The sequence below is a fragment of the Streptomyces sp. NPDC048734 genome (assembly GCF_043198675.1).
Taxonomy (GTDB): domain Bacteria; phylum Actinomycetota; class Actinomycetes; order Streptomycetales; family Streptomycetaceae; genus Streptomyces.
This window is the reverse complement of record NZ_JBICUZ010000007.1, coordinates 370,495-389,483: the sequence shown is the minus strand read 5'-3', so window position 1 is coordinate 389,483 and position 18,989 is coordinate 370,495. Positions and strand designations below refer to the sequence as shown.

Below are 18,989 nucleotides of genomic sequence, written 5' to 3'. Positions count from 1 at the left end.
CCGCTAGCCGTCCGCCGACGCCTGCGTGCGCTGAACCGGGAGGTCCGGCCGCAGGCGGGACAGCAGGCGTTCGCGTTCCTCGGCGAAGGCCGGGTCCGCCTGGTAGTCGGAGTGGCCCAGGATCGGTGAGGGCAGGGGGTGGGCGTCGGTGCGGCCGTAGGCCAGGGGGTCGGCGAGGGCGGCGCGGTCGACCTCGGGGCCGCAGTCGTCGCCGGACAGCCGGACCGGGCCGCCGATGGGGTCGGTGGGGCGGTGGAGGTTGCGCCAGCAGTCGATGTCCTCGTGCAGGGCGTTCAGCGCGGCGGGACCGAAGTGGGCCGGGAACCAGCGGCCGTAGAGGCGCTCGATCGGGGAGCCGTAGGTCAGGAGGGCGACGCGGCCGCGGTCGGCGGGGCTCAGTTGCCAGGCCGCGGCCGCCGCCAGGACGCTGCCCTGGGAGTGGCCTGAGATCACCAGGCGTCCGCCGGTGGCGCGGGTCCAGGTGGCCATGCGCCAGGTCAGGTCGGGAACCGCCCGCTCGGCGTAGCAGGGCGGGGAGAAGGGGTGCGCGGCGCGCGGCCAGAAGGTGCCGACGTCCCAGAGGATGCCGATGGTGCGGCGCGCGGAGGCGTCCTTGTAGGCGCGCCGGCCCCAGGTGACGAAGAGTATGAAGCCGAGCCCTATCAGCCAGGAACCGAGTGCCTGGCCGGTCTGGGCCGCGCCGTGGACGAGGGGGTGCGCGTGCTCGGCGGCCCGGTCGGGGGTCCGGCCGGTGGCGAGGGCGCCGACGAGCGCGCCGGCGCCGAGCAGCAGGGTCGTGGTGGAGGTGACGGCGACGAGGAGCGGGGCCCGGTCGGTGAGCGTGGCCATGGCGCGGGCGCGGGCGATGCTCTGGGTGCGGGCCGGGTCGCCGGGGTGGGCACCGTACTCGCGGGCCACCGCGATCCGCTCGGCGCGGGCCAGCCGTACGGCTCCCCGGGCGAGCAGGCCGCACAGGGCGAGGAGCACGAGCAGCACCGCCGGGATCACGGACGCCTGCCAGGTCAGCAGCACCGGCGGTCCGGCGAGGAAGGTGCCGGTGCCGTCCAGCCAGTCCGAGACGCGCTGGGATACTCCGCCGGACATCACGCTGCCGAGGGCGCAGGCGAGCATCGCGACCGCGGGGCCGCCCAGGCCCTTCAGGGCGGCACGGCTTCGCGGGTCGCTCCCGGCCCCGCGGTACAGGACCGAGGCGACGGCCGCGAGGGCGATCACCAGCGCGCCCTGGACGAGGGCGATGCCGCCGAAGGTCGCGTCCCCCGGCAGCCGGCCGGCGGACCGCCACGCGGGACGTTCCCACCCGGCGTACACGAAGGTGAGGACGAGCAGGACGAGGGCGGCCAGCGGCAGGCGCCGTACGAGGTGGGCGTCGAGGCGACGGTCCAGGCGGTGCTCGCTGCGGCCCCGGCGGCACACCACCCAGACCGTGGCGAGCGCGCCGGCGGCCAGGGCGGCCTCCAGGAGGCGGCCGAGGGCGTCGAGCAGTGCGGGGCCGCCGGGCGCGCGGTCCTGGCGCGCGGCGGCGGTGCCGACGGCGGCGGCCACCGTGAGCAGGCCGGCCGCGGTGTGGGCCGCGCGCAGCCGGGCGACCAGACGGCGCCCGTACCAGAAGCCGGGGCGGCCGAGGGCGGTGTCGCCGGGAGCGTCCTCGGGTTCGGCCCGGGCGTTCGGCGGCTCCTGGGACTCGTACGCCCGCCAGGTGCGGTGGGACAGGTACCAGAGCAGGACGGTGAGGGCGGTCGGGACGAGGGCCGCGAGGGCGAGGCGGCGGCCTGGCAGGCTCCACCAGCCGCCGCCGGACACGGTCGGGGACAGGAAGCCCAGCCAGGTGTGCCGTTCGGCGCACGCGCGGGTGCCCGCGCACTGCCAGGCCGTCAGGTCCAGGGCGACCTCGCAGGCGGCGGCGACGAGCAGGACCGTCAGGGTCAGACCGGTGAGCCGTACCAGCAGTCCGTACAGGCGGACCGGGCGGGTGCGTTGCCGGGCGGCGGGACGCATCCAGTGGGCGAGGTTGACGACCATGAACGGCAGCAGCAGGAGCCACAGGGCGCGGGTGCCGTTGCCGGAGGTGAGGTTGGACCAGACGTAGGCCTCGGGGACCGGCCGGTCCCCCGGTCCCCCGGTCGCCGCGTTCTCGGCGTCCACGTCGCCCTCGCGCCGGTACACGGCGGCCGTGTCGTCGCCGGTGATCCGCACGGTGCGCGGATCGTTCAGCATCTTCTCGGGCGTGGCTCCGCCCACGCCGTGGACCAGGAGTTCCAGGGCGGCCGAGGCCGCCGGGCCGGTCGAGGCTCGTTCCTGCGCACGTTCCACTGTTCTCGCACTTCCCCCGTGACGCGCTGTCGCTCCGTGTGCGTGCGGTACAAGGATCGTCGCTGCGCGACGGGTGCGCACGCGTTGTCACCGAATATCCCCGTTCCGTGTGGGGATCGGGACCGCCGGGTGTCGTGGTTGTGACATGCCCGCGACGGGTGGGGGTGGTACGGCCGCTGGTGGCCCGTGCGAGGATGGGACGCCCACGCGGCCGCCGACCGGCAGAATGTCCTTGTCGCGGCAGGTGTGCGGGCGTGTCGCACGGAGTGGGTCGGACGGAGTGGGTCGGCTTGAGTCGAGAGGACCGGAGCGTACGTGAGTGAGAATCAGAACCTCCTCGCGGAGCAGCGGCGCGCACTGATCCTCGACGAGGTCCGGCGCCGGGGTGGTGTCCGGGTCAACGAGCTGACCCGTAAGCTCGGCGTGTCGGACATGACGGTGCGCCGCGACCTCGACGCGCTGTCCCGTCAGGGTGTCCTGGAGAAGGTGCACGGCGGTGCGGTGCCGATCGTGGAGGCGAGCACCCACGAGCCCGGTTTCGAGGCCAAGTCCGGCCTGGAACTGAGCGCCAAGGAGGACATCGCGCGGGCCGCTGCCGAGCTGGTCGCGCCGGGCAGCGCGATCGCGCTGTCGGGTGGGACGACGACGTACGCGCTGGCCCACCGGCTGGTGGACGTGCCGGATCTGACGGTGGTGACCAACTCGGTGCGCGTGGCGGACGTCTTCCACATGGCGCAGCGCACCTCGGGTCCCCGGCAGGGCGCGGCGACGGTCGTGCTGACCGGCGGCGTGCGCACGCCGTCCGACTCGCTGGTGGGGCCGGTCGCCGATCAGGCCATCGCGGCGCTCCACTTCGACGTGCTGTTCCTCGGTGTGCACGGGATATCGGCCGAGGCCGGCCTGTCCACGCCGAACCTGGCGGAGGCCGAGACCAACCGGCGCCTGGTGCAGTCGGCGCGCCGGGTCGTGGTGGTCGCCGACCACACCAAGTGGGGTGTGGTCGGCTTGAGTTCGTTCGCGGCGCTGGAGCAGGTCGACACGCTGGTGACGGACGCCGGGTTGCCGGGCGCGGTCCGCGCGGAGATCTCCGAGCATCTGCGGCGGCTGGTGGTCGCCGGTGAGGCCGCCGAGGAGGCGGACGTCTGACGGGACGCCGGCCAGGGGGCGGACCTGTCTCCCCGGCGCCGGGGAGGCGCCCGGACGGCTCACCGTCCGCGTCCCGAAGGACCGGGCTTCGTCACCGATCGCGCCGGTACGGCCCGTCCTCTGTGAGGAGATCCCGGCGGTGGACGGGCCCCGTGCGCCTCAGTCCGGCCACACCCCCGTCGCCAGCAGGGAGTCGATCACCGCGCTGTACGGGCCGATGTCCAGGCCCTGCTCGGCGAGCCAGGCGTCGGAGTAGTACTTGTCGAGATAGCGGTCGCCCGGGTCGCACAGCAGGGTGACCACGCTGCCCTGCCGGCCCTCCGCCACCATCTCGGCGACGATCTTCAGCGCGCTCCACAGGCCCGTGCCCGTCGAGCCGCCCGCCTTGCGGCCGATGACGCGTTCCAGGGCACGGACGGCGGCGACGCTGGCGGCGTCGGGGACCTTCATCATCCGGTCGACGGCGCCGGGCACGAAGCTCGGCTCCATGCGGGGCCGCCCGATGCCCTCGATGCGTGAGCCGCAGTCGCAGATGACGTCCGGGTCGCCGGTGGTCCAACCCTCGAAGAAGCAGGAGTTCTCGGGGTCCGCGACGCAGATGCGGGTGTCGTGCTGGGTGTAGTGGACGTAGCGGGCGAGGGTCGCGGAGGTGCCACCGGTGCCGGCCGTGGCGACGATCCAGGCGGGCTCCGGGAACCGCTCCAACTCCAGCTGGCGGAAGATGGATTCGGCGATGTTGTTGTTGCCGCGCCAGTCCGTGGCCCGCTCGGCGTAGGTGAACTGGTCCATGTAGTGGCCGCCCGTGTCGGCCGCGAGGCGGGCGGACTCCTCGTACATCTTCCGTGAGTCGTCCACGAAGTGGCACTGCCCGCCGTGGAACTGGATCAGGCGGATCTTCTCGGCGCTCGTCGTGCGGGGCATGACGGCGATGAAGGGCACGCCGATCAGCTTGGCGAAGTAGGCCTCGGAAACTGCCGTCGAGCCGCTGGACGCCTCGATCACCGGGCGGTCCGGCCTGATCCAGCCGTTGCACAGGGCGTAGAGGAAGAGGGAGCGGGCGAGCCGGTGCTTGAGGCTGCCGGTGGGGTGGGTCGACTCGTCCTTCAGATAGAGGTCGATGCCCCACCGCTCCGGGAGCGGGAAGCGCAGCAGGTGGGTGTCGGCGGAGCGGTTGGCGTCGGCCTGGACCTTGCGGACGGCTTCTTTCAGCCAGTCGCGGAAGGCGGTGTCGCTGCGGTCGACGTCGAGGGTCGCGCCGGTCCGCGGGTGCTGGGGGGTGGTCACGGCGGGCTCCTTCGTACGGGGCGCCGGCAGCGCCGCACGCGGCCGACGCCTCGATCATAGACACCTTTCACACGCCCCTCACCTGCATAAACTCATCTTTGGACGCCCCAAAGGAGGCCCTGGGGGCGGCGGGTCCACCGACGGGGGCGCATTTCGCGAGTGCTCCGGGTGGCTGCGGACCGCGTGCCGCGCGTACTGGTGCTCGACGGCCCGCGCGGGCAGACTGCACCCGGCGGGGCCGAGGTTCCGCACGGGGGACGCACACGAAATCACGACACGAGCTGGTTTCCGGCCCGCTCAGGAGCACGGGCCGGCACACCCACGCGCGAGGGGGCGGGGATGGCTGAGCCGGAGTTCACGGCGACGGGCGTGCGGATCGGGAAGCGACTGCGCTCACTCACCCGGGCCGGACAGGTCCGGATCAACGACGGCAGGCTGGAGTTGCTCACCAGCTACGGCAGCGAGATCGACAGCGCGCCGGTGCAGGCGGTACGCGCCTCCCGGCCCTGGTTCGCCCCGGAGGACCGGGCGCTGGCCGACCTGAACGGCAACCGGTACCTGCTGACCCTGGGCGACCACGACCCGGCCCCCGGTGAGCCGGGACCACCCGCGGCACGCCGGTTCATCGAGGCCGTGCGCAGGGCCGCGGGAGGCGGGAACTGAAGGGCCGGGTGCGCAGCGGCGCGGCCGACCCGCAGCGGCCGGACGGGCACCGCGAGTTGCGCCCTCCCGCCCCTTGCGCCACGCTGGTCCCACGTCACTCTGGGTTTACCGGCGATAACGCTGCGAACCAGCCCGCCGGCCACGAAAGCAGGCGGCCGCCCTAGCGCAGACGCACTGCTCCGATCGATCCGAACTCCGTGTTCTTCCGGACCTCACGTCGGGGAGTCGCAGCCGTGATCAGCAACCCAAGCAGGCACTGCACGGTAGAGCTCCAAGCCCTGCCGTCGCGGATAGGCCAGGTCCGCAGAATCGTATCGGCGCAACTGCGCTACTGGCGTCTCGATCCCCTCATAGACCGGGCGGCGCTCGGTGTGACCGAGCTGTTGACCAACGTCCACCTGCACGCCCAGCCCGACAAGACGTGCACCGTGGAGATGGAGCTGCTGCTCGACAGGCTCACGGTCTCCGTGCGCGACCGCGACCCCCGGCTTCCGGTGGTCGACGGCCTCGAGGCGGCCGACTCGTTCGCCACGTGCGGGCGCGGGCTCGCCATGGTGGCGGCGGTCAGCGAGGACTGGGGCGCCCGGCCTGACGGCGAGTCCGGGAAGGTCGTCTGGTTCACCCTTCCGGCGCCGGTCGCGGCACCCGAGCGGTCCGCGCGGCCGCCGCGCCGGCTGGTCGCGGACCGGCTGTTCCCCGAGGTCGTGGCGGTCGAAGACCTCAGCCCCGCACACGCTCCCGCCCGGCCGGCCGTCGTCGGCTGACCGAGCGGTGATCCCTTCGCCGTACGGCGGACTCACCTCCACCCGGTGGTGAATCCGCGCGTACGGCGGGGTCGTGCGCCGGCGATCCGCGGCGTACGGCGCGGTCGCGTGGGGCGGGTCCGCCGTGGAGCGGGTCCGCCGTGGAGCGGGTCCGCCGTGGAGCGGGTCCGCCGTGGAGCGGGTCCGCCGTGGAGCGGGTCCGCGAACGGCAGTGTCGCGTGACGGCGGGTCCGCGTCGGGTCACCGCCGTCGGCCGCACCGCCGTCGGGTCACCGGACCATGCCCGCACGGCGTCGGCGGCCCGGGGACCGCGGCGGCCGGGCCGCACGGTGCGGCCACGGGTGCCTGCGGCGTACCTCGGGAGCAGGCGTGGTCACGTCGTGCGGCGTGCTCCGGAGGCGGGCGTCGTCACATGCGCGGGTGCGTGCGGCGGCGCGCCCCGGGTCGGGCACGTGGCCCCGCCCGTACCCGGCCCGGGGCCGGCGTGCCGGTCAGGCGGGCGGCTGGTCCTCGAAGCTGGCGAAGTAGGCGGCGGCCATGTCCTCGTCGGCGTGGCCCTGGATGACGGCGCGCTCCAGACGGTCGGCGCTCGCGGCGGCCACGTCCAGACGGACGCCGCGCTTGGCTCCGGCCTCGACGATCAGACGGGCGTCCTTGGCGGCGGTCGCCACGCCGAACTGCGGTGGCGTGAGCCGGCCCTCGATGACCAGCGCGGACTTGGCGCGGAGGTAGCCCATGTCCAGCGGGCCGCCGGCGATCAGCCCGAAGAAGTCGTCCGGGTCGACGTCGAGGGCCTTGGACAGGGCCAGGACCTCGCCGGCCGCGGCGGTGGCCGCGATCACCCAGCTGTTGGCGACCAGCTTCAGGCGGGTGGCGCTGCCGGCCGCACCGTCCTCACCGGTCCACACCGTGCGGACGCCCACGGCGTCCAGAACGGGACGGACGGCGGCTCGGTGGGCTTCCGGTCCGGCCGCCAGCACGGTCAGCTGACCGGCCTCGGCGGGCTGGCGGGTGCCCAGCACGGGGGCGTCGAAGAACACGAGGCCGTGCCCGCGGGCGAGGGCCGCCAGGTCCTCGACGACGTCGACACCGACGGTGGTCGACTGCACCCAGGCGGCACCGGTACGCAGTCCGGGGGCCGCCGCGCGCATGGCCTCCAGGGCGGCGGGGCCGTCGTGGACCATGGTCAGGACGACTCCGGCGCCGCGGACGGCGTCGGCGGGGGTGTCGGCGAGGACGACGCCGTCGGCGGCCAGCGGTTCGGCCTTGGCGCGGGTGCGGTTCCAGGCGCGGACGGTGTGTCCGGCGCGGGCGAGGTTGCGGGCCATCGCGGCACCCATGATGCCGGTACCCAGCACACCCACGGTCAGCTTGTCGGTCATGACGTCAACTTCCTGATCCTCGAGCGGGGTCACTGCGGACGGTACGGGACCGGACGCGGTCACTTCGACGCGGCGCGCACCAGCCCGTCCAGCCAGGCCTGGTGACCGTTGAGCATCGGATCGGGACGCTGCCGCGCCAGGGCGGCGGCGGGCGCGCCGATCTGGGTCTCCTGGGTCAGGACGCGCACGCGGCCACCGGACAGGTCCTCCACCAGCCAGGCGTGCAGCACGTCCAGTCGCTCCTCGGGACCGCCGTCCTGCTTCGCCGTCCAGGACAGGCGGCCGGGGACGCCCTCGGCGGGCTCCTGGAAGCGGATGACGAGGGCGTCCAGGGGCGGGAAGCCGAAGGTGGCGAAGCGGAAGGCCAGGCCGTCGCTCAGCCGCGGGCCGCCGCCCTGCGGGAAGGCGATGTCGGCGACGTTGTCGTAGTAGCCCTCCCACTCGGAGGTGTCGACGAGGAAGCGCCAGACGCGGGCCGCCGTCGTGCCCTGGACGACGACCTCGTTGGAGACGAAGTTGTCGCCGGTGCCGGGCAGGTACTTCTCGGGCCATTCGATCGCGTTCTGCGTGGTCATGAGGGTTCCTTCGCTGGGGGAGGTCGCCGAGTGGGCGGCCTTCCTCGACGATAGGCACCTGCCCCATCGGGAAACCAATAGGAAGACCGATTGTCACCATCGGTCGGCCGATAGGTGTGCGGGGTAGGCTGGCGAGCATGGAGAACCGGACGCCCGCCGTCGTCGGGACCGGGGCCGACGGCGCCCGGCAACTGCCGGCGCACGCCGATCTCAACCTGCTGCGCACCTTCCTCGCCGTGTACCGCTCGGGTTCGTTCACGGCGGCCGCCCCGCGGCTGGGGCTCTCGCAGCCCACCGTGACGGCCCAGATCCGGACGCTGGAGCAGCAGACCGGCCGTGAGCTGTTCACCCGGCTGCCGCGCGGAGTGGAGCCGACGCCCTCCGCGCACGAGCTGGCGGGTCAGGTCGCGCCCGCGCTGGACGCGCTCGCCGCCCTCGAGGGAGGCGGGCCGCAGGACGGGCGGGCCTCGCCCGTGCACCTGGCCGGACCGTCGGAGCTGTTGTGCGTACGGGTGTTGCCCGCGCTGGCGCCGCTCGTCGCCGGCGGGCTCCGGCTGCGGGTCGCCCAGGGGCTGCCCGAGCCGCTGCTGGAGGAGATGCGGTCCGGGCGGCACGACCTGGTCATCACCACCCGCCGGCCCCGTGGGCGGGCCCTGGAGTCGGTGCCGCTCGCCGACGAGGAGTACGTGCTGGTCGCCTCCCCGGCCTGGGCCCGCCGGGTCACCGCGCGTCCGGAGGGCGGCGGCCTGTGCGCCGCGCTGCGGGACGTCCCGCTCGTCACCTACGCGGAGGACCTGCCCATCGCCCGCCGCTACTGGCGGACGGTCTTCGGCAAGCAGCTCACCGCGCGGGCCGCGGTGACGGTGCCGAACCTGTACGCGGTGCTGGCGGCGGTCAACGCGGGCGCCGGGTACAGCGTCCTGCCGCACTCCCTGTGCCAGGAGTCCCTGGACGCGGGCCGTCTGACGCGGCTGCACACGCCCGAGGAGCCGCCGCTCAACACCCTCTTCCTCGTCCAGCGGCCGGGGGCCGACGCCAACCCGGACGTGGCCAGGGTGCGCGACCGGCTGCGGGCGGCGGCGGGGTCCTGGTGACCGGGAGGGACCGCCCGTCCCGCGCGAGGCCGTCGTGGCGACGCGTTCGAAGGCCCCTCCGAGGTCGTCGCGCGGCAGCCGGCGCGGTCGGCCTCGACCGCGCCCCGTCGGCGCGCGGCTCCCCTGGTGGCACCCGCCCGTGGCGGCGGCCCCTGGCCCGGTCACCTGACGCCCAGCGCCCCCAACGGGTCGTCCAGTACGGGCTGCCAGGCCAGCTCCGCCGCTCCGACCAGGCTGTTGTGGTCGAGGGAGCAGGCGAGGATGGGGACGCCGCCGCTGCGGCCCCACAGGCTGCGGTCGGCGACGACCGCGCGGAGCCGGTCGGGGTCGGTGTCCAGGAGGGTGCGGTGCAGGCCTCCGAGGATGATGCGATCGGGGTTGAGGATGTTCACCAGGCCGGCCAGGCCCAGGCCGAGGCGGTCGATCAGGGCCTCGGCGGCCGTACGGACGACCGGGTCGGCGTACTCCTCGCGGATCAGTTCGTTGGCCTGCTCGAGCAGGGAGCCCTCGGGACCGGGCGCACGGCCGGCGGTGGTGAGCAGGGCCAGTGGGTCGGCCTCGACGTCGAGACAGCCGCGGCTGCCGCAGTGGCACGGACGGCCCTCGGGATTGACGGTGAGGTGCCCGACCTCGAGGGCGAGGCCCGAACTGCCCATGTGCAGGCGCCCGTCGAGGACCAGCGCGCCGCCGACGCCGCGGTGCCCGGTGGCCACGCACAGCAGATCGCGGGCACCGCGTCCGGCGCCGTGCCGGTGTTCGGCGAGGGCGGCGGCGTTGACGTCGTTGACGGCGAACGCCGGGCCGTCGACGCCGGCCGCGCGGACCCGCTCGGCGAAGATCTCCCGCACCGGCGCCCCCACCGGCCAGGCGAGGTGCAGCGGGTTGAGCGCCAGCCCTTCGGGTGCGGTCACCGCGGACGGTACGGCGAGGCCGGCGCCCACACAGCGCCGGCCGGTACGGTCCAGCAGGTCGGCTCCGGCGTCCACGGCGGCACCGAGCACCTTGGCCGGGTCGGCGTCGACGGCCTCGCAGCTGGGAGTGGTGGCGACGATCCGCCCGCCGAGGCCGACCAGGGCCGCCCGGAAGCCGTCGGCATGCACCTGGGCGGCCAGGACGACAGGACCGTCCTCGTCGACTTCGAGCCGGTGGGAGGGCCTGCCCTGGGAACCGGCGGCGGCGCCGGGCCGCGCGTCGACCCGGATCAGCCCGAGCGCCTCCAGTTCCGCGGCGACCGCGCCGGCCGTGGCGCGGGTGACGCCGAGTTCGGCGGTGAGCACCGCACGGGTCGGCGCCCGCCCGGTGTGCACGAGCTCCAACGCGGGCCCGAGCGCGCCGCGCCCCCGGTCCAACCGCGCTCTCGAGGTGGTCCCTTCCCCCGCCGGCCGGGGGTCCGCCTTGCCGCTCATGAGGGCGAGTCTCCCATGATCCGCGAGGGCGTTTCCCTCGGCTCGGCCCGGCCCGGAGCCGGGGGCGTCAGGTGCCGTCCGGGAAGCCGCCGACCCGCAGGGTCAGGTTCAGCCGGCCGGTCAGCCCCAGCCCGGCCGGAGCCGTCCCGGGACGCACCCGGGGCACGCCGTGGTAGGCGAGCCGGGAGGGCCCGCCGAACACGAACAGGTCGCCGCTGACCAGTTCGACGTCGGTGTAGGGGCGGGTACGGGTCTCGGTGTTGCCGAAGCGGAACACGCAGGTGTCGCCGAGGCTGAGGGACACCACGGGAGCGTCCGACCTCTCGTCGGCGTCGCGGTGCATGCCCATGCGGGCGTCGCCGTCGTAGTGGTTGACCAGCGCGATGTCGTACGCCGCCTGCCGGGCCGCCTCGGGACCGAGCGCGTCGGTCACCGCGCGGCGGCCCAGCTCGCCCAGCCAGGCCGGGAAGGGCTTGACCGGGGTGCCGTCGCCGTCGACGACCGTGCGGGCGTAGCCGTACGGATACCAGTGCCGGCCGAGGCAGACCTGGCGGGCGGTCATGGTGCCGCCGCCCGGCGTGCGGACGGTGCGCAGCCCCGCGGGCGGACGGGCCCAGTCCCGGCAGGCCGCCAGCAGTTCGTGCTGGGCGGCCGTGTCCAGCCAGTCCGGCAGGTGCACGGCGCCCGGCGCGACCTCCGCGCGTTCCCGGGGAAACAGCTCGGTGTCCATGGCACCATCCTGCCCCACCGGGTCTGAGCTGGGGCTGGGCTAGCCTTGACCCACGATGAACGACCGTATGACGACGCCGTGGGGCGAGGTCGCACTGGCCCGCCACCCCGAGGACCCGCGTGACAGGCTGCGCGCCTGGGACGCCTCCGACGCGTATCTGCTCCGCCACCTCGCCGAGCGGGGGGTCCCGCTGTCCGGCACGGTGGTGGTGCTCGGTGACCGCTGGGGCGCGCTGGTGACGGCACTGGCCGCGCACCGGCCGACGCAGATCACCGACTCCTGGCTGGGCCAGGAGTCGACCCGGCAGAACCTGGCCCGCAACGGCGTCGAGCCCGGCTCCGTCCGGCTGCTGACCACCCAGGACCCGCCGCCCGGGCGCGTCGACGTGCTGCTGGTGCGGGTGCCGAAGAGCCTCGCGCTCCTGGAGGACCAGTTGCTGCGGCTGGCCCCCTCGGTGCACGCGGGGACCGTCGTGGTCGGCACCGGCATGGTCAAGGAGATCCACACCTCCACCCTGCGGCTGTTCGAGCGGATCCTCGGTCCCACCCGCACCTCCCTCGCCGAGCAGAAGGCCCGGCTGATCCTGTGCACTCCCGACCCGGTGCGGGCGCGTCCCGCCAACCCGTGGCCGTACCGCTACGACCTCCCCGCCGGCCTCGGGCCGCTGTCCGGGCGGCCGGTCGTCAACCACGCGGGCGTGTTCTGCGCCGACCGGCTCGACATCGGCACCCGGTTCCTCCTGCAACACCTGCCGCCGACGCGGGGGGCCCGCCGCGTGGTCGACCTGGGGTGCGGCAACGGTGTCGTGGGGACGGCGGTGGCACTGGCCGACCCGCAGGCCGAGGTGCTGTTCACGGACGAGTCGTTCCAGGCGGTGGCCTCGGCGGAGGCGACGTACCGGGCCAACGGGGTGCCGGGCCAGGGGGAGTTCCGGGTCGGGGACGGGCTCACGGGGGTGCCGGACGACAGCGTGGACCTCGTGCTGAACAACCCGCCCTTCCACTCCCACCAGGCCACGACGGACGCCACGGCCTGGCGGATGTTCACCGGGGCGCGGCGCGTGCTGCGGCCGGGCGGTGAACTGTGGGTGGTGGGCAACCGGCACCTCGGGTACCACGTGAAGCTGCGGCGGCTGTTCGGCAACAGCCAACTGGTGGCCGGCGAACCGAAGTTCGTGGTGCTGAAGGCCGTCAAGCGAGGGTGAGGACGCCGCTGATCCGCTCGACCGCGTACGCCATCGCCTCCCGTCCGACGGCGAGGTAGCCGCGCGAGTCGACCGCCTGCGGATGCGCGGCCGGGTGATCGCGGATGGCACCGGTCATCGCCTGGTCGAGGGCCGTGCCGATGTCGACCTTGGTGATGCCGCCCGCGGCGGCCGCCCCCAGCTCGTCGTCGGGCACCCCGGAGGAGCCGTGCAGGACGAGCGGCACGTCCACGCCGGCCCTGAGCCGTGCGAGCAGCCGGTGGTCGAGGGCGGCGGCGCGGGTCGTCGTCGCGGCCGATTCCGGCGAGTTGGGCCGGCGCGCGTTCGCCCGGATCTGCGCGGCCGACGCGGTGGACACGCTGGTCACGGACGCGGCGGCGGACGCTCGGACGGTACAGCGGTTCGAGGAGGCGGGGATCCGGGTCCCCGCGGTGTGACCGCCCCGGACCCGCGTACCGCACAGCGGAGCACAACCGCAGCGGATCACGGCCACAGCGGATCACCGGCGAAGCACCGTACGTGACGGATCGAACTGCCCTACCCTGTCGAGGATTTCGGGATTCGAAGATTTCGTGGAGAGGGAGAGGGAGAGGTGGAAGTGCGCATGCCCCGCACACCTTCCAGACGTGCCGTTCTGCGCGGACTCACCGTCACCGGAGCGGCGGTGGCCGGCTTCGCCCCCGCCGCCCGCGGCTGGGCCGCGGACGCCTCGGGGGCCGATGGGCGGCTTGCCGGGATCCCCCGTCTGGACGGGACGCTGACCAGGGACGACGCCTCGCTCGGCGCCGCGTCGGACGACTACGGGCACATCGTGCACCACCGCCCCGCGGCAGTCCTGCGGCCCGGCTCGGTCCGCGACGTCGTCGCCATGGTCCGGTTCTGCAACGAGCACCGCGTGCCGGTCGCGCCGCGCGGCCAGGGGCACGCGCCGTTCGGGCAGGCACAGGTGTCGGGCGGCCTGGTCATCGAGACCGCGACGCTCGCGGGCATCGGCCCCGTGGGGCCGGACAGCACCACCGTGACGGTGGGCGCGGGCGCCCGGTGGAGCGAGGTGGCCGGGGCCACCCTCGCGCACGGGCTCACTCCGCCCGTCTTCACCGACTACATCGAGCTCTCCGTCGGCGGCACCCTGTCCGTGGGCGGCCTCGGCGGCCAGGCCCACCGGTACGGCGCCCAGGTCGACAACGTCACCGAACTGCGGGTCGTCACCGGCGCGGGCGAGCTGGTCCGCTGCTCCCGGACCCGCCGCCCCGACCTCTTCCACGCCGTCCTGGCCGGCCTCGGCCAGTGCGGCATCATCGTCGAGGCCACGCTCCGCCTGGTGCCCGCGCCCGCGGCCGTGCGCCACTACCACCTCGCCTACGACGACCTGGAGACCTTCCTCGACGACCAGCGCCTCCTCGTCCAGGAGGGCCGCTTCGACTACGTCGAGGGCCAGGTCACCGCGGACGCCGGCGGTGCCTTCCGGGTCTACACCCTGGAGGCGGTGGCCTACGGCCCGCCGGTCGGCCCCGCCCCGGACGACGCGACGCTGCTGCGCGGCCTGCGCCACACGCCCTCCGGCATCCGGTACGAGGACCGCACCTACTTCGACTTCCTCGACCGGCTGGCCCCCCTCGTCGCCGTGCTGAAGGAGGGCGGCCTGTGGGCGTACGCGCACCCGTGGCTGAACCTCATGGTGCCCGGCACGTCCGCCGCCGCCGTCAGCGCGCCGCTGCTGGACGCGCTCACCCCGGCCGAACTGGGCCCCGGCGTCGTCCTGTTCTACCCCCTGCTGCGCGAGCGGCTCACCACCCCGCTGCTGCGCGGCCCGGACGAGCCGGTGTCGTACCTCTTCGACATCCTGAGCGCGACCCCGCCCGACGACACCACCGCCGTCGACCGCCGACTGGCGGCGAATCGTTCCGCCTACGAGGCCGTCGCCGCGGTCGGCGGCACTCAGTATCCCGTCGGCAGTATCCCGTTCACCCGCGCGGACTGGCGGACCCACTTCGGGTCGGCCTGGCCGGCGCTCGAGGCGGCGAAGCGGAGGTACGACCCGCGGCGGATCCTGGTCCCGGGCCAGGGCGTCTTCTGAGGCGCCACCGCACCGAACCAGTGGGCCGGTAAGGCCGGTTCGGCACCGTACCCGTCGGTGTCGCCGCCGGAGCGGGTGAGCCGATCAGCACGTTCGCCACCTCCGCCGGCTCCTCGACCGGGCCTCGTCGGCTACACCGTCGCCGGGCTCGGACTGGCCAACCTCTTCCCGGTGGCCGTCGAACGCGCGGGCACCCTCGCCGGCCCCACCGGCGTGGCCGTCGCCTCCACCCTGGGTTACGGCGGCATGCTCCTCGGCCCGCCCGCCATCGGCTTCATGGCCGACTGGCTCTCCCTCCCCACGGCCCTCACCAGCGTGGCGGCACTCGCGGCGGTCGCGGCGCTGATCGGCCTCACCGTGCGGCACACGGCCGACGACGTCGCCCATCGATGAGGCCGGGGCTCCAACCGCACGAGCAGAAGCAGGAACCGCGGCTGGACCGGGACGGGCCGAAGAACCGCGCCACCTCCACGCCGCCGCCCGGGCCACCGCCACGTGCGTCGCCGCCGCGCGGACCGCCTCCACGTGCGTCGTCGCCGCCCCGCGCGGCACCCAACACAGCGCCGCATGACGGCGGGTTGCCGCCCCGTCGCACCCCTGTTCCCTCGACCGCACTCCATCGGGCACACTCACCCGCATGGAGATCGCCGAGTTCATCCGCGTCCTCGACCAGGAGGGCCGCTCCCTCGCCGTCGCGGCGGGCGGGACGGGGCCCGACGCCGCGGTTGCGACCTGCCCGGACTGGCAGGTGCGGGACCTGCTGCGGCACACCGGCATGGTGCACCGCTGGGCGACCTCGTTCGTCGCCGAGGGCCGCACCGCTCCGCATGCCGGGGGAGAACCGCCGGACCTCGACGGCGACGAGCTGCTGGACTGGTTCCGCACCGGCCACCGACGACTGGTCGACACGCTCGCCGCCGCGCCCGCGGACGTGGAGTGCTGGCACTTCCTGCCCGCGCCCTCGCCCCTGGCGTTCTGGGCCAGGCGGCAGGCGCACGAGACGGCCGTCCACCGCGTGGACGCGGAGTCGGCACGCGGCACGGCCGTCGGGGAGAGCGCGGCCACGCTCTCCCCGGCCTTCGCGGCGGACGGCATCGACGAGCTGCTGCGCGGCTTCCACGCACGCCCCAAGAGCAAGGTGCGCACCGAGGAACCCCGTGTGCTGCGGGTGCGGGCGACGGACGCGGACGACGCGGTGTGGACCGTACGCCTGTCCGCGCGGCCGCCGGTGACGGAGCGCGGCGGCGAGGGCGACGCGGACTGCGAGGTGGCCGGACCCGCGGCACTGCTCTATCTGTCGCTGTGGAACCGGTCGCCGTACCCGGCCGTCAACGGGGACACCGCACTGGCCCGGTTGTGGCGGGAGAGGTCGGCGGTGACCTGAAGCCGACGGCCGTCAGTCCGTCAGTCCGTCAGTCCGTCAGTCCGTCAGTCCGTCAGTCCGTCAGCATGCGGGTCAGTACCGAACGTTGCACGGGAAGCACCTCACCGTGCAACGAGCGCCCCTTCTCGGTGAGCGCCACCTGGACGCCCCGGCGGTCCTCGGAACACATGGCGCGCTCGACGAGACCGTCCCTCTCCAGCCGGGCGATCAGCCGCGACAGCGCGCTCTGGCTCAGATGGACCCGCTCGGCGATCTCCTGGACGCGGAAGCTGCACGCGCCGGCCGGGGCTGTTCCCGCGAGCACGTCGAGCACCTCGAAGTCGCTGCCGCACAGGCCGTGTCCGTGCAGTGCGCGGTCGAGTTCGCACTGCGTGCGGGCGTGCAGCGCGAGCATCCCCCGCCACTGTTCCACGAGCGCCCGCTCGGCCCTGTCCGCCGTCATGGCGGCACCGTAGCAGAGCGCCGGGTTCATTGCGCCGGAATCAAATGCACCTGCATTCGCACCCCCGGCCACGGCGGTCCGCTCCGCCTCGGTGACCGCCCGGCGGGCCGGTTGCCCCGCCGGGCGCGCGCCTGTGAGACTGCCGGCATGGCCGGTCACGAGGGACACCGCACGCAGGCGGAACGGGACGCGATCACCGTCGAGATCGGGTACGCGCTGTTCAGCGCGGCCTTCGCGGCGGCCGTACTGTTCGGGGCGGTCGCCGGACCGGCACTGCTGTTCGCCCTCCCGGACACCTTGGAGAAGCTGCTCCCACGGGCGGGATCCGTCATCGCCGCCGTGGTGTTCCTCGCCCGGGTGGTGAGCGTACTCATCCGGTTCCGCACGGAAGGCACGGCGGTCCGCACCGAGGCGAAGTCCGGCGACGGCAACGGCCGTAGCGCCGACGGCGAGACCGAGACCGACCGCCGGGGCGGCCACCCCGGTCCGGCCGGCACCGCCTCGTAGGCCGGCGCCACCGGTGGGGCCCGGCCACGGGTTCCTTCGGCCCCCGCCGAGAGCCGGCCCCTGCGCTGCGGTCGGGTTGTTCAGGCGGCCACGGCCGGCCGTCGCCGGGGCAGTTCGGCCTGCCGCACCGCTTCGGAGGCCAGGGCGATGACCACGCCCAGGCCGGCGAAGACGCCGCAGCCGACGAACACCGGGGCGGCGCCCCAGGCTCCGATGGCGGCGCCGACCAACGGGTAGCTGAGAGGCGCGAGACCGATCATGGTGAGCATGACGACGGAGGTGACCCGGCCGAGGTAGGCCGGGTCCGCCGCGGTCTGTACGAGGGTGTTGTCCAGGCTGCCGAAGACGCCCGCGCACAGTCCGATGACCGCGGCCAGCACCACGGCGAGCCACAGGGCCGGTACCAGAGCGATCGTGGCCGCGCCCGCGCAGCTCACGAGCAACGTCGCGGCCATCACCAGGCCGGCGCGCGGCAGCCAGCCGGCGATCGCGAGCAGCGCGGCGCCTGCCGCGGCTCCTGCGCTGAAGCTGCCGACGATCCAGCCGTAGCCGGAAGGGCCCCAGCCGCGTTCGGCGTTGAGGAGCACCATGCCGACGTTGAGGGTGCCGGTGAGGCCGAGTTCGCAGACGGCTCCGGCGGCGACGAGCGGGCCGATGAGGCGGTGGCGGCGGATGTAGCGCAGGCCGTCGATCAGGTCCTGCCGCGCGGTGCCGGGCTCCGTCCGCTCCGCGTCGGACGCCACGAGGGGCCGTATCCGTGTCGCCAGCAGGATCGGCAGGGACAGCGCGATGAGCAGGCCGGCGACGGTGAAGGCGGCGGCAGGTCCACCGAGTCCCATCGCCAGGCCGCCGATCGGCGGGCCCGCGATCTGGCCGAGGCGTGTCGACAGGGAGCGCATGCCGGTGACCCGGGCCAGCTGGTCAGGGGCGGTGATCCGGGGCGGGAGGGCACCGACAGCGGGTACGAACAGCGCGTCGGCGGCGCCGAAGACGAGCGCCACCGTGACCAGGATCCACAGGGCCGGCGCCGTCAGCGCGATACCGGCGGCCGCCGCCAGGATGAGGAGGCAGCGCAGCGTGTCGCTGCCGAGAATCACCCGGCGGGGGTCGAACCGGTCGGCCACCACGCCCCCGCCGAGCATGAGTAACGCCCGCGGCAGGGCCGCCGAGGCCATGACGAGGCCGACTTCGGTGGGACCTGCGGCCTTCTGGGCGGACCAGCCCAGGGCGACGAAGTACACGCTGTCGCCGACGAGGGAGACGGTGTAGGCGGTGAGCCAGCGCAGCACGTTGCCGTCGCGGTGGGCCGGTGTGGTGGCGTGTTCGGGCAGGGCTGTCTCCGGGGTGGCCATGGTGGGCTCCTCCAGTACGTCAGGAGTTCGGCCGGGTCAGGGCCGGAAGGGAAAGCCGTAGAGGTGCACGGACACGTGCTCGCGGTCCTCGGTGTCCTCGGCCGCCTCGGCGGCCTTGCCCCGCTCCCGCCAGCGCCGGGCCAACGCCTCGAGCTCATCGCTCATCTCGGCGAGTTCGGCCGGGGTGAGGTCGAGCAGCCACTCGGAACTGAAGGACGCGTCGGTCCACGCCTTGCCCCAGGCGGACTTCTGGTCGAGATACGTGCGGTACTGGGCGACGCGGGTGTCGAAGATCCCTCGGGTCACCGCGCCGACGGCGGCGGTGCCCTCGGGCGTGTCCGCGAAGTCCGAGTCGCGGAAACCCCAGCCCTCTTCGGACGCCACCTGCCACCACCGCTCGCGGCCGTCGGTGCCCTGGCCGCTCGCCTGCGTCACGAAGCCGTGCTCGGCCAGCTTGCGCAAGTGGTAGCTGACCAGCGAGGGCGTCTCGTCGACATGCTCGGCGAGCTGAGAGGCGGTCGCGGTGCCCGCCGCGTACAGGAGCCGGTACAGCTGCATCCGCAGTGGGTTCATGAACGCCCTCAACCGTGACAGGTCGGTGATCTGCTCGGGCTCGTGCTTCGGTCGCATGCGCTCACCGTAGGTGTG

At 74.3% G+C, this 18,989-nt stretch carries 17 protein-coding genes and 3 pseudogenes; 10 read left to right on the top strand and 10 right to left on the bottom strand.

All coding sequences use genetic code 11. The features are described 5' to 3' along the window. Window positions 1–3 precede the first annotated feature (3 nt). Complete coding sequence (locus tag ACGFQC_RS21290; protein WP_393288494.1) at window positions 4–2,331, bottom strand: hypothetical protein; 2,328 nt, start codon at window positions 2,329–2,331, stop codon at window positions 4–6. A 315-nt stretch (window positions 2,332–2,646) separates the two neighbouring features. Here ACGFQC_RS21290 and ACGFQC_RS21285 point away from each other — a divergent pair, with 315 nt between their 5' ends. After that, window positions 2,647–3,477: a DeoR/GlpR family DNA-binding transcription regulator gene (locus ACGFQC_RS21285; protein WP_363090209.1), complete on the top strand. Its 831-nt coding sequence runs from the start codon at window positions 2,647–2,649 to the stop codon at window positions 3,475–3,477. Window positions 3,478–3,636: 159 nt separating this feature from the next. On the opposite strand, the gene ACGFQC_RS21280 is transcribed toward ACGFQC_RS21285, so the two are convergent. After that, a complete protein-coding gene (locus ACGFQC_RS21280; protein ID WP_363090210.1) occupies window positions 3,637–4,761 on the bottom strand; it encodes a PLP-dependent cysteine synthase family protein in 1,125 nt (374 codons plus the stop codon). Between the two features lie 339 nt (window positions 4,762–5,100). Here ACGFQC_RS21280 and ACGFQC_RS21275 point away from each other — a divergent pair, with 339 nt between their 5' ends. Next, window positions 5,101–5,424, top strand: a complete 324-nt coding sequence (locus ACGFQC_RS21275) for a hypothetical protein (RefSeq protein ID WP_363090211.1) — start codon at window positions 5,101–5,103, stop codon at window positions 5,422–5,424. Window positions 5,425–5,657: 233 nt separating this feature from the next. Then, on the top strand, window positions 5,658–6,188 hold the full coding sequence (locus ACGFQC_RS21270) for an ATP-binding protein (RefSeq protein WP_363090212.1): 531 nt from the start codon (window positions 5,658–5,660) through the stop codon (window positions 6,186–6,188). Between the two features lie 491 nt (window positions 6,189–6,679). Here ACGFQC_RS21270 and ACGFQC_RS21265 read toward each other — a convergent pair whose 3' ends face one another. Both ACGFQC_RS21265 and ACGFQC_RS21260 read right to left on the bottom strand, forming a co-directional pair. Next, a complete protein-coding gene (locus ACGFQC_RS21265; RefSeq protein WP_363090213.1) occupies window positions 6,680–7,570 on the bottom strand; it encodes an NAD(P)-dependent oxidoreductase in 891 nt (296 codons plus the stop codon). 59 nt (window positions 7,571–7,629) lie between these two features. Continuing rightward, window positions 7,630–8,145, bottom strand: a complete 516-nt coding sequence (locus ACGFQC_RS21260; protein WP_363090214.1) for an SRPBCC domain-containing protein — start codon at window positions 8,143–8,145, stop codon at window positions 7,630–7,632. Window positions 8,146–8,282: 137 nt separating this feature from the next. Between ACGFQC_RS21260 and ACGFQC_RS21255 the strand changes: the two genes are divergently transcribed. Further along, window positions 8,283–9,239 (top strand): LysR family transcriptional regulator, encoded by a 957-nt coding sequence (locus ACGFQC_RS21255; RefSeq protein ID WP_363090215.1) that lies wholly within the window; start codon window positions 8,283–8,285, stop codon window positions 9,237–9,239. Window positions 9,240–9,400: 161 nt separating this feature from the next. Here the strand turns inward: ACGFQC_RS21255 and ACGFQC_RS21250 are convergent, their stop codons facing one another. Both ACGFQC_RS21250 and ACGFQC_RS21245 read right to left on the bottom strand, forming a co-directional pair. Further along, window positions 9,401–10,645 carry an ROK family protein gene (locus ACGFQC_RS21250; protein WP_363090216.1) on the bottom strand — a complete coding sequence of 415 codons (1,245 nt, stop codon included), beginning with the start codon at window positions 10,643–10,645 and terminating at the stop codon, window positions 9,401–9,403. Window positions 10,646–10,712: 67 nt separating this feature from the next. Next, window positions 10,713–11,375: an alpha-ketoglutarate-dependent dioxygenase AlkB gene (locus tag ACGFQC_RS21245; RefSeq protein WP_363090217.1), complete on the bottom strand. Its 663-nt coding sequence runs from the start codon at window positions 11,373–11,375 to the stop codon at window positions 10,713–10,715. A gap of 67 nt (window positions 11,376–11,442) precedes the next feature. Here ACGFQC_RS21245 and ACGFQC_RS21240 point away from each other — a divergent pair, with 67 nt between their 5' ends. Further along, window positions 11,443–12,579 (top strand): methyltransferase, encoded by a 1,137-nt coding sequence (locus tag ACGFQC_RS21240; RefSeq protein ID WP_363090335.1) that lies wholly within the window; start codon window positions 11,443–11,445, stop codon window positions 12,577–12,579. Here the strand turns inward: ACGFQC_RS21240 and ACGFQC_RS21235 are convergent. Beyond that, window positions 12,566–12,871 (bottom strand): annotated as a pseudogene (locus ACGFQC_RS21235) (class II fructose-bisphosphate aldolase); the annotation flags it as partial. The gene ACGFQC_RS21240 and the pseudogene ACGFQC_RS21235 overlap by 14 nt on opposite strands. On the opposite strand from ACGFQC_RS21235, the pseudogene ACGFQC_RS21230 reads away from it, so the two are divergent. The 4 genes and pseudogenes from ACGFQC_RS21230 to ACGFQC_RS21215 form a co-directional block, all read left to right on the top strand. Further along, a pseudogene (locus tag ACGFQC_RS21230) lies at window positions 12,852–13,016 on the top strand (alkaline phosphatase); the annotation flags it as partial. The pseudogenes ACGFQC_RS21235 and ACGFQC_RS21230 overlap by 20 nt on opposite strands. A gap of 167 nt (window positions 13,017–13,183) precedes the next feature. After that, window positions 13,184–14,656, top strand: a complete 1,473-nt coding sequence (locus tag ACGFQC_RS21225) for an FAD-binding protein (RefSeq protein WP_363090218.1) — start codon at window positions 13,184–13,186, stop codon at window positions 14,654–14,656. 123 nt (window positions 14,657–14,779) lie between these two features. Continuing rightward, window positions 14,780–15,049, top strand: a pseudogene (locus tag ACGFQC_RS21220) (MFS transporter); the annotation flags it as partial. A gap of 244 nt (window positions 15,050–15,293) precedes the next feature. Continuing rightward, window positions 15,294–16,040 carry a maleylpyruvate isomerase family mycothiol-dependent enzyme gene (locus ACGFQC_RS21215; RefSeq protein ID WP_363090219.1) on the top strand — a complete coding sequence of 249 codons (747 nt, stop codon included), beginning with the start codon at window positions 15,294–15,296 and terminating at the stop codon, window positions 16,038–16,040. A gap of 52 nt (window positions 16,041–16,092) precedes the next feature. On the opposite strand, the gene ACGFQC_RS21210 is transcribed toward ACGFQC_RS21215, so the two are convergent. Continuing rightward, the gene (locus ACGFQC_RS21210) at window positions 16,093–16,482 is read right to left on the bottom strand and encodes a MarR family transcriptional regulator (RefSeq protein WP_363090220.1); all 390 of its coding nucleotides are present in this window, start codon (window positions 16,480–16,482) and stop codon (window positions 16,093–16,095) included. 147 nt (window positions 16,483–16,629) lie between these two features. Here ACGFQC_RS21210 and ACGFQC_RS21205 point away from each other — a divergent pair, with 147 nt between their 5' ends. After that, entirely contained in the window at window positions 16,630–16,989 is a 360-nt protein-coding gene (locus ACGFQC_RS21205) for a DUF6332 family protein (RefSeq protein ID WP_363090221.1), read from the top strand. A gap of 80 nt (window positions 16,990–17,069) precedes the next feature. On the opposite strand, the gene ACGFQC_RS21200 is transcribed toward ACGFQC_RS21205, so the two are convergent. Together ACGFQC_RS21200 and ACGFQC_RS21195 are read right to left on the bottom strand one after the other, a co-directional pair. Continuing rightward, window positions 17,070–18,341, bottom strand: coding sequence for an MFS transporter (locus ACGFQC_RS21200; protein ID WP_363090222.1), 1,272 nt, complete (start codon window positions 18,339–18,341; stop codon window positions 17,070–17,072). Between the two features lie 36 nt (window positions 18,342–18,377). Further along, window positions 18,378–18,971: a helix-turn-helix domain-containing protein gene (locus tag ACGFQC_RS21195; protein WP_363090223.1), complete on the bottom strand. Its 594-nt coding sequence runs from the start codon at window positions 18,969–18,971 to the stop codon at window positions 18,378–18,380. Window positions 18,972–18,989: the final 18 nt, after the last annotated feature.

What these genes read in the sequence shown, in the direction of transcription:
- ACGFQC_RS21275 (WP_363090211.1), top strand. Translation starts at nt 5,101, where the DNA reads ATGGCTGAGCCGGAGTTCACGGCGACGGGCGTGCGGATCGGGAAGCGA.
- ACGFQC_RS21265 (WP_363090213.1), bottom strand. Translation starts at nt 7,570, where the DNA reads ATGACCGACAAGCTGACCGTGGGTGTGCTGGGTACCGGCATCATGGGT.
- ACGFQC_RS21260 (WP_363090214.1), bottom strand. Translation starts at nt 8,145, where the DNA reads ATGACCACGCAGAACGCGATCGAATGGCCCGAGAAGTACCTGCCCGGC.
- ACGFQC_RS21255 (WP_363090215.1), top strand. Translation starts at nt 8,283, where the DNA reads ATGGAGAACCGGACGCCCGCCGTCGTCGGGACCGGGGCCGACGGCGCC.
- ACGFQC_RS21250 (WP_363090216.1), bottom strand. Translation starts at nt 10,645, where the DNA reads ATGAGCGGCAAGGCGGACCCCCGGCCGGCGGGGGAAGGGACCACCTCG.
- ACGFQC_RS21245 (WP_363090217.1), bottom strand. Translation starts at nt 11,375, where the DNA reads ATGGACACCGAGCTGTTTCCCCGGGAACGCGCGGAGGTCGCGCCGGGC.
- ACGFQC_RS21240 (WP_363090335.1), top strand. Translation starts at nt 11,443, where the DNA reads ATGACGACGCCGTGGGGCGAGGTCGCACTGGCCCGCCACCCCGAGGAC.
- ACGFQC_RS21225 (WP_363090218.1), top strand. Translation starts at nt 13,184, where the DNA reads ATGCCCCGCACACCTTCCAGACGTGCCGTTCTGCGCGGACTCACCGTC.
- ACGFQC_RS21215 (WP_363090219.1), top strand. Translation starts at nt 15,294, where the DNA reads ATGGAGATCGCCGAGTTCATCCGCGTCCTCGACCAGGAGGGCCGCTCC.
- ACGFQC_RS21210 (WP_363090220.1), bottom strand. Translation starts at nt 16,482, where the DNA reads ATGACGGCGGACAGGGCCGAGCGGGCGCTCGTGGAACAGTGGCGGGGG.
- ACGFQC_RS21205 (WP_363090221.1), top strand. Translation starts at nt 16,630, where the DNA reads ATGGCCGGTCACGAGGGACACCGCACGCAGGCGGAACGGGACGCGATC.
- ACGFQC_RS21200 (WP_363090222.1), bottom strand. Translation starts at nt 18,341, where the DNA reads ATGGCCACCCCGGAGACAGCCCTGCCCGAACACGCCACCACACCGGCC.
- ACGFQC_RS21195 (WP_363090223.1), bottom strand. Translation starts at nt 18,971, where the DNA reads ATGCGACCGAAGCACGAGCCCGAGCAGATCACCGACCTGTCACGGTTG.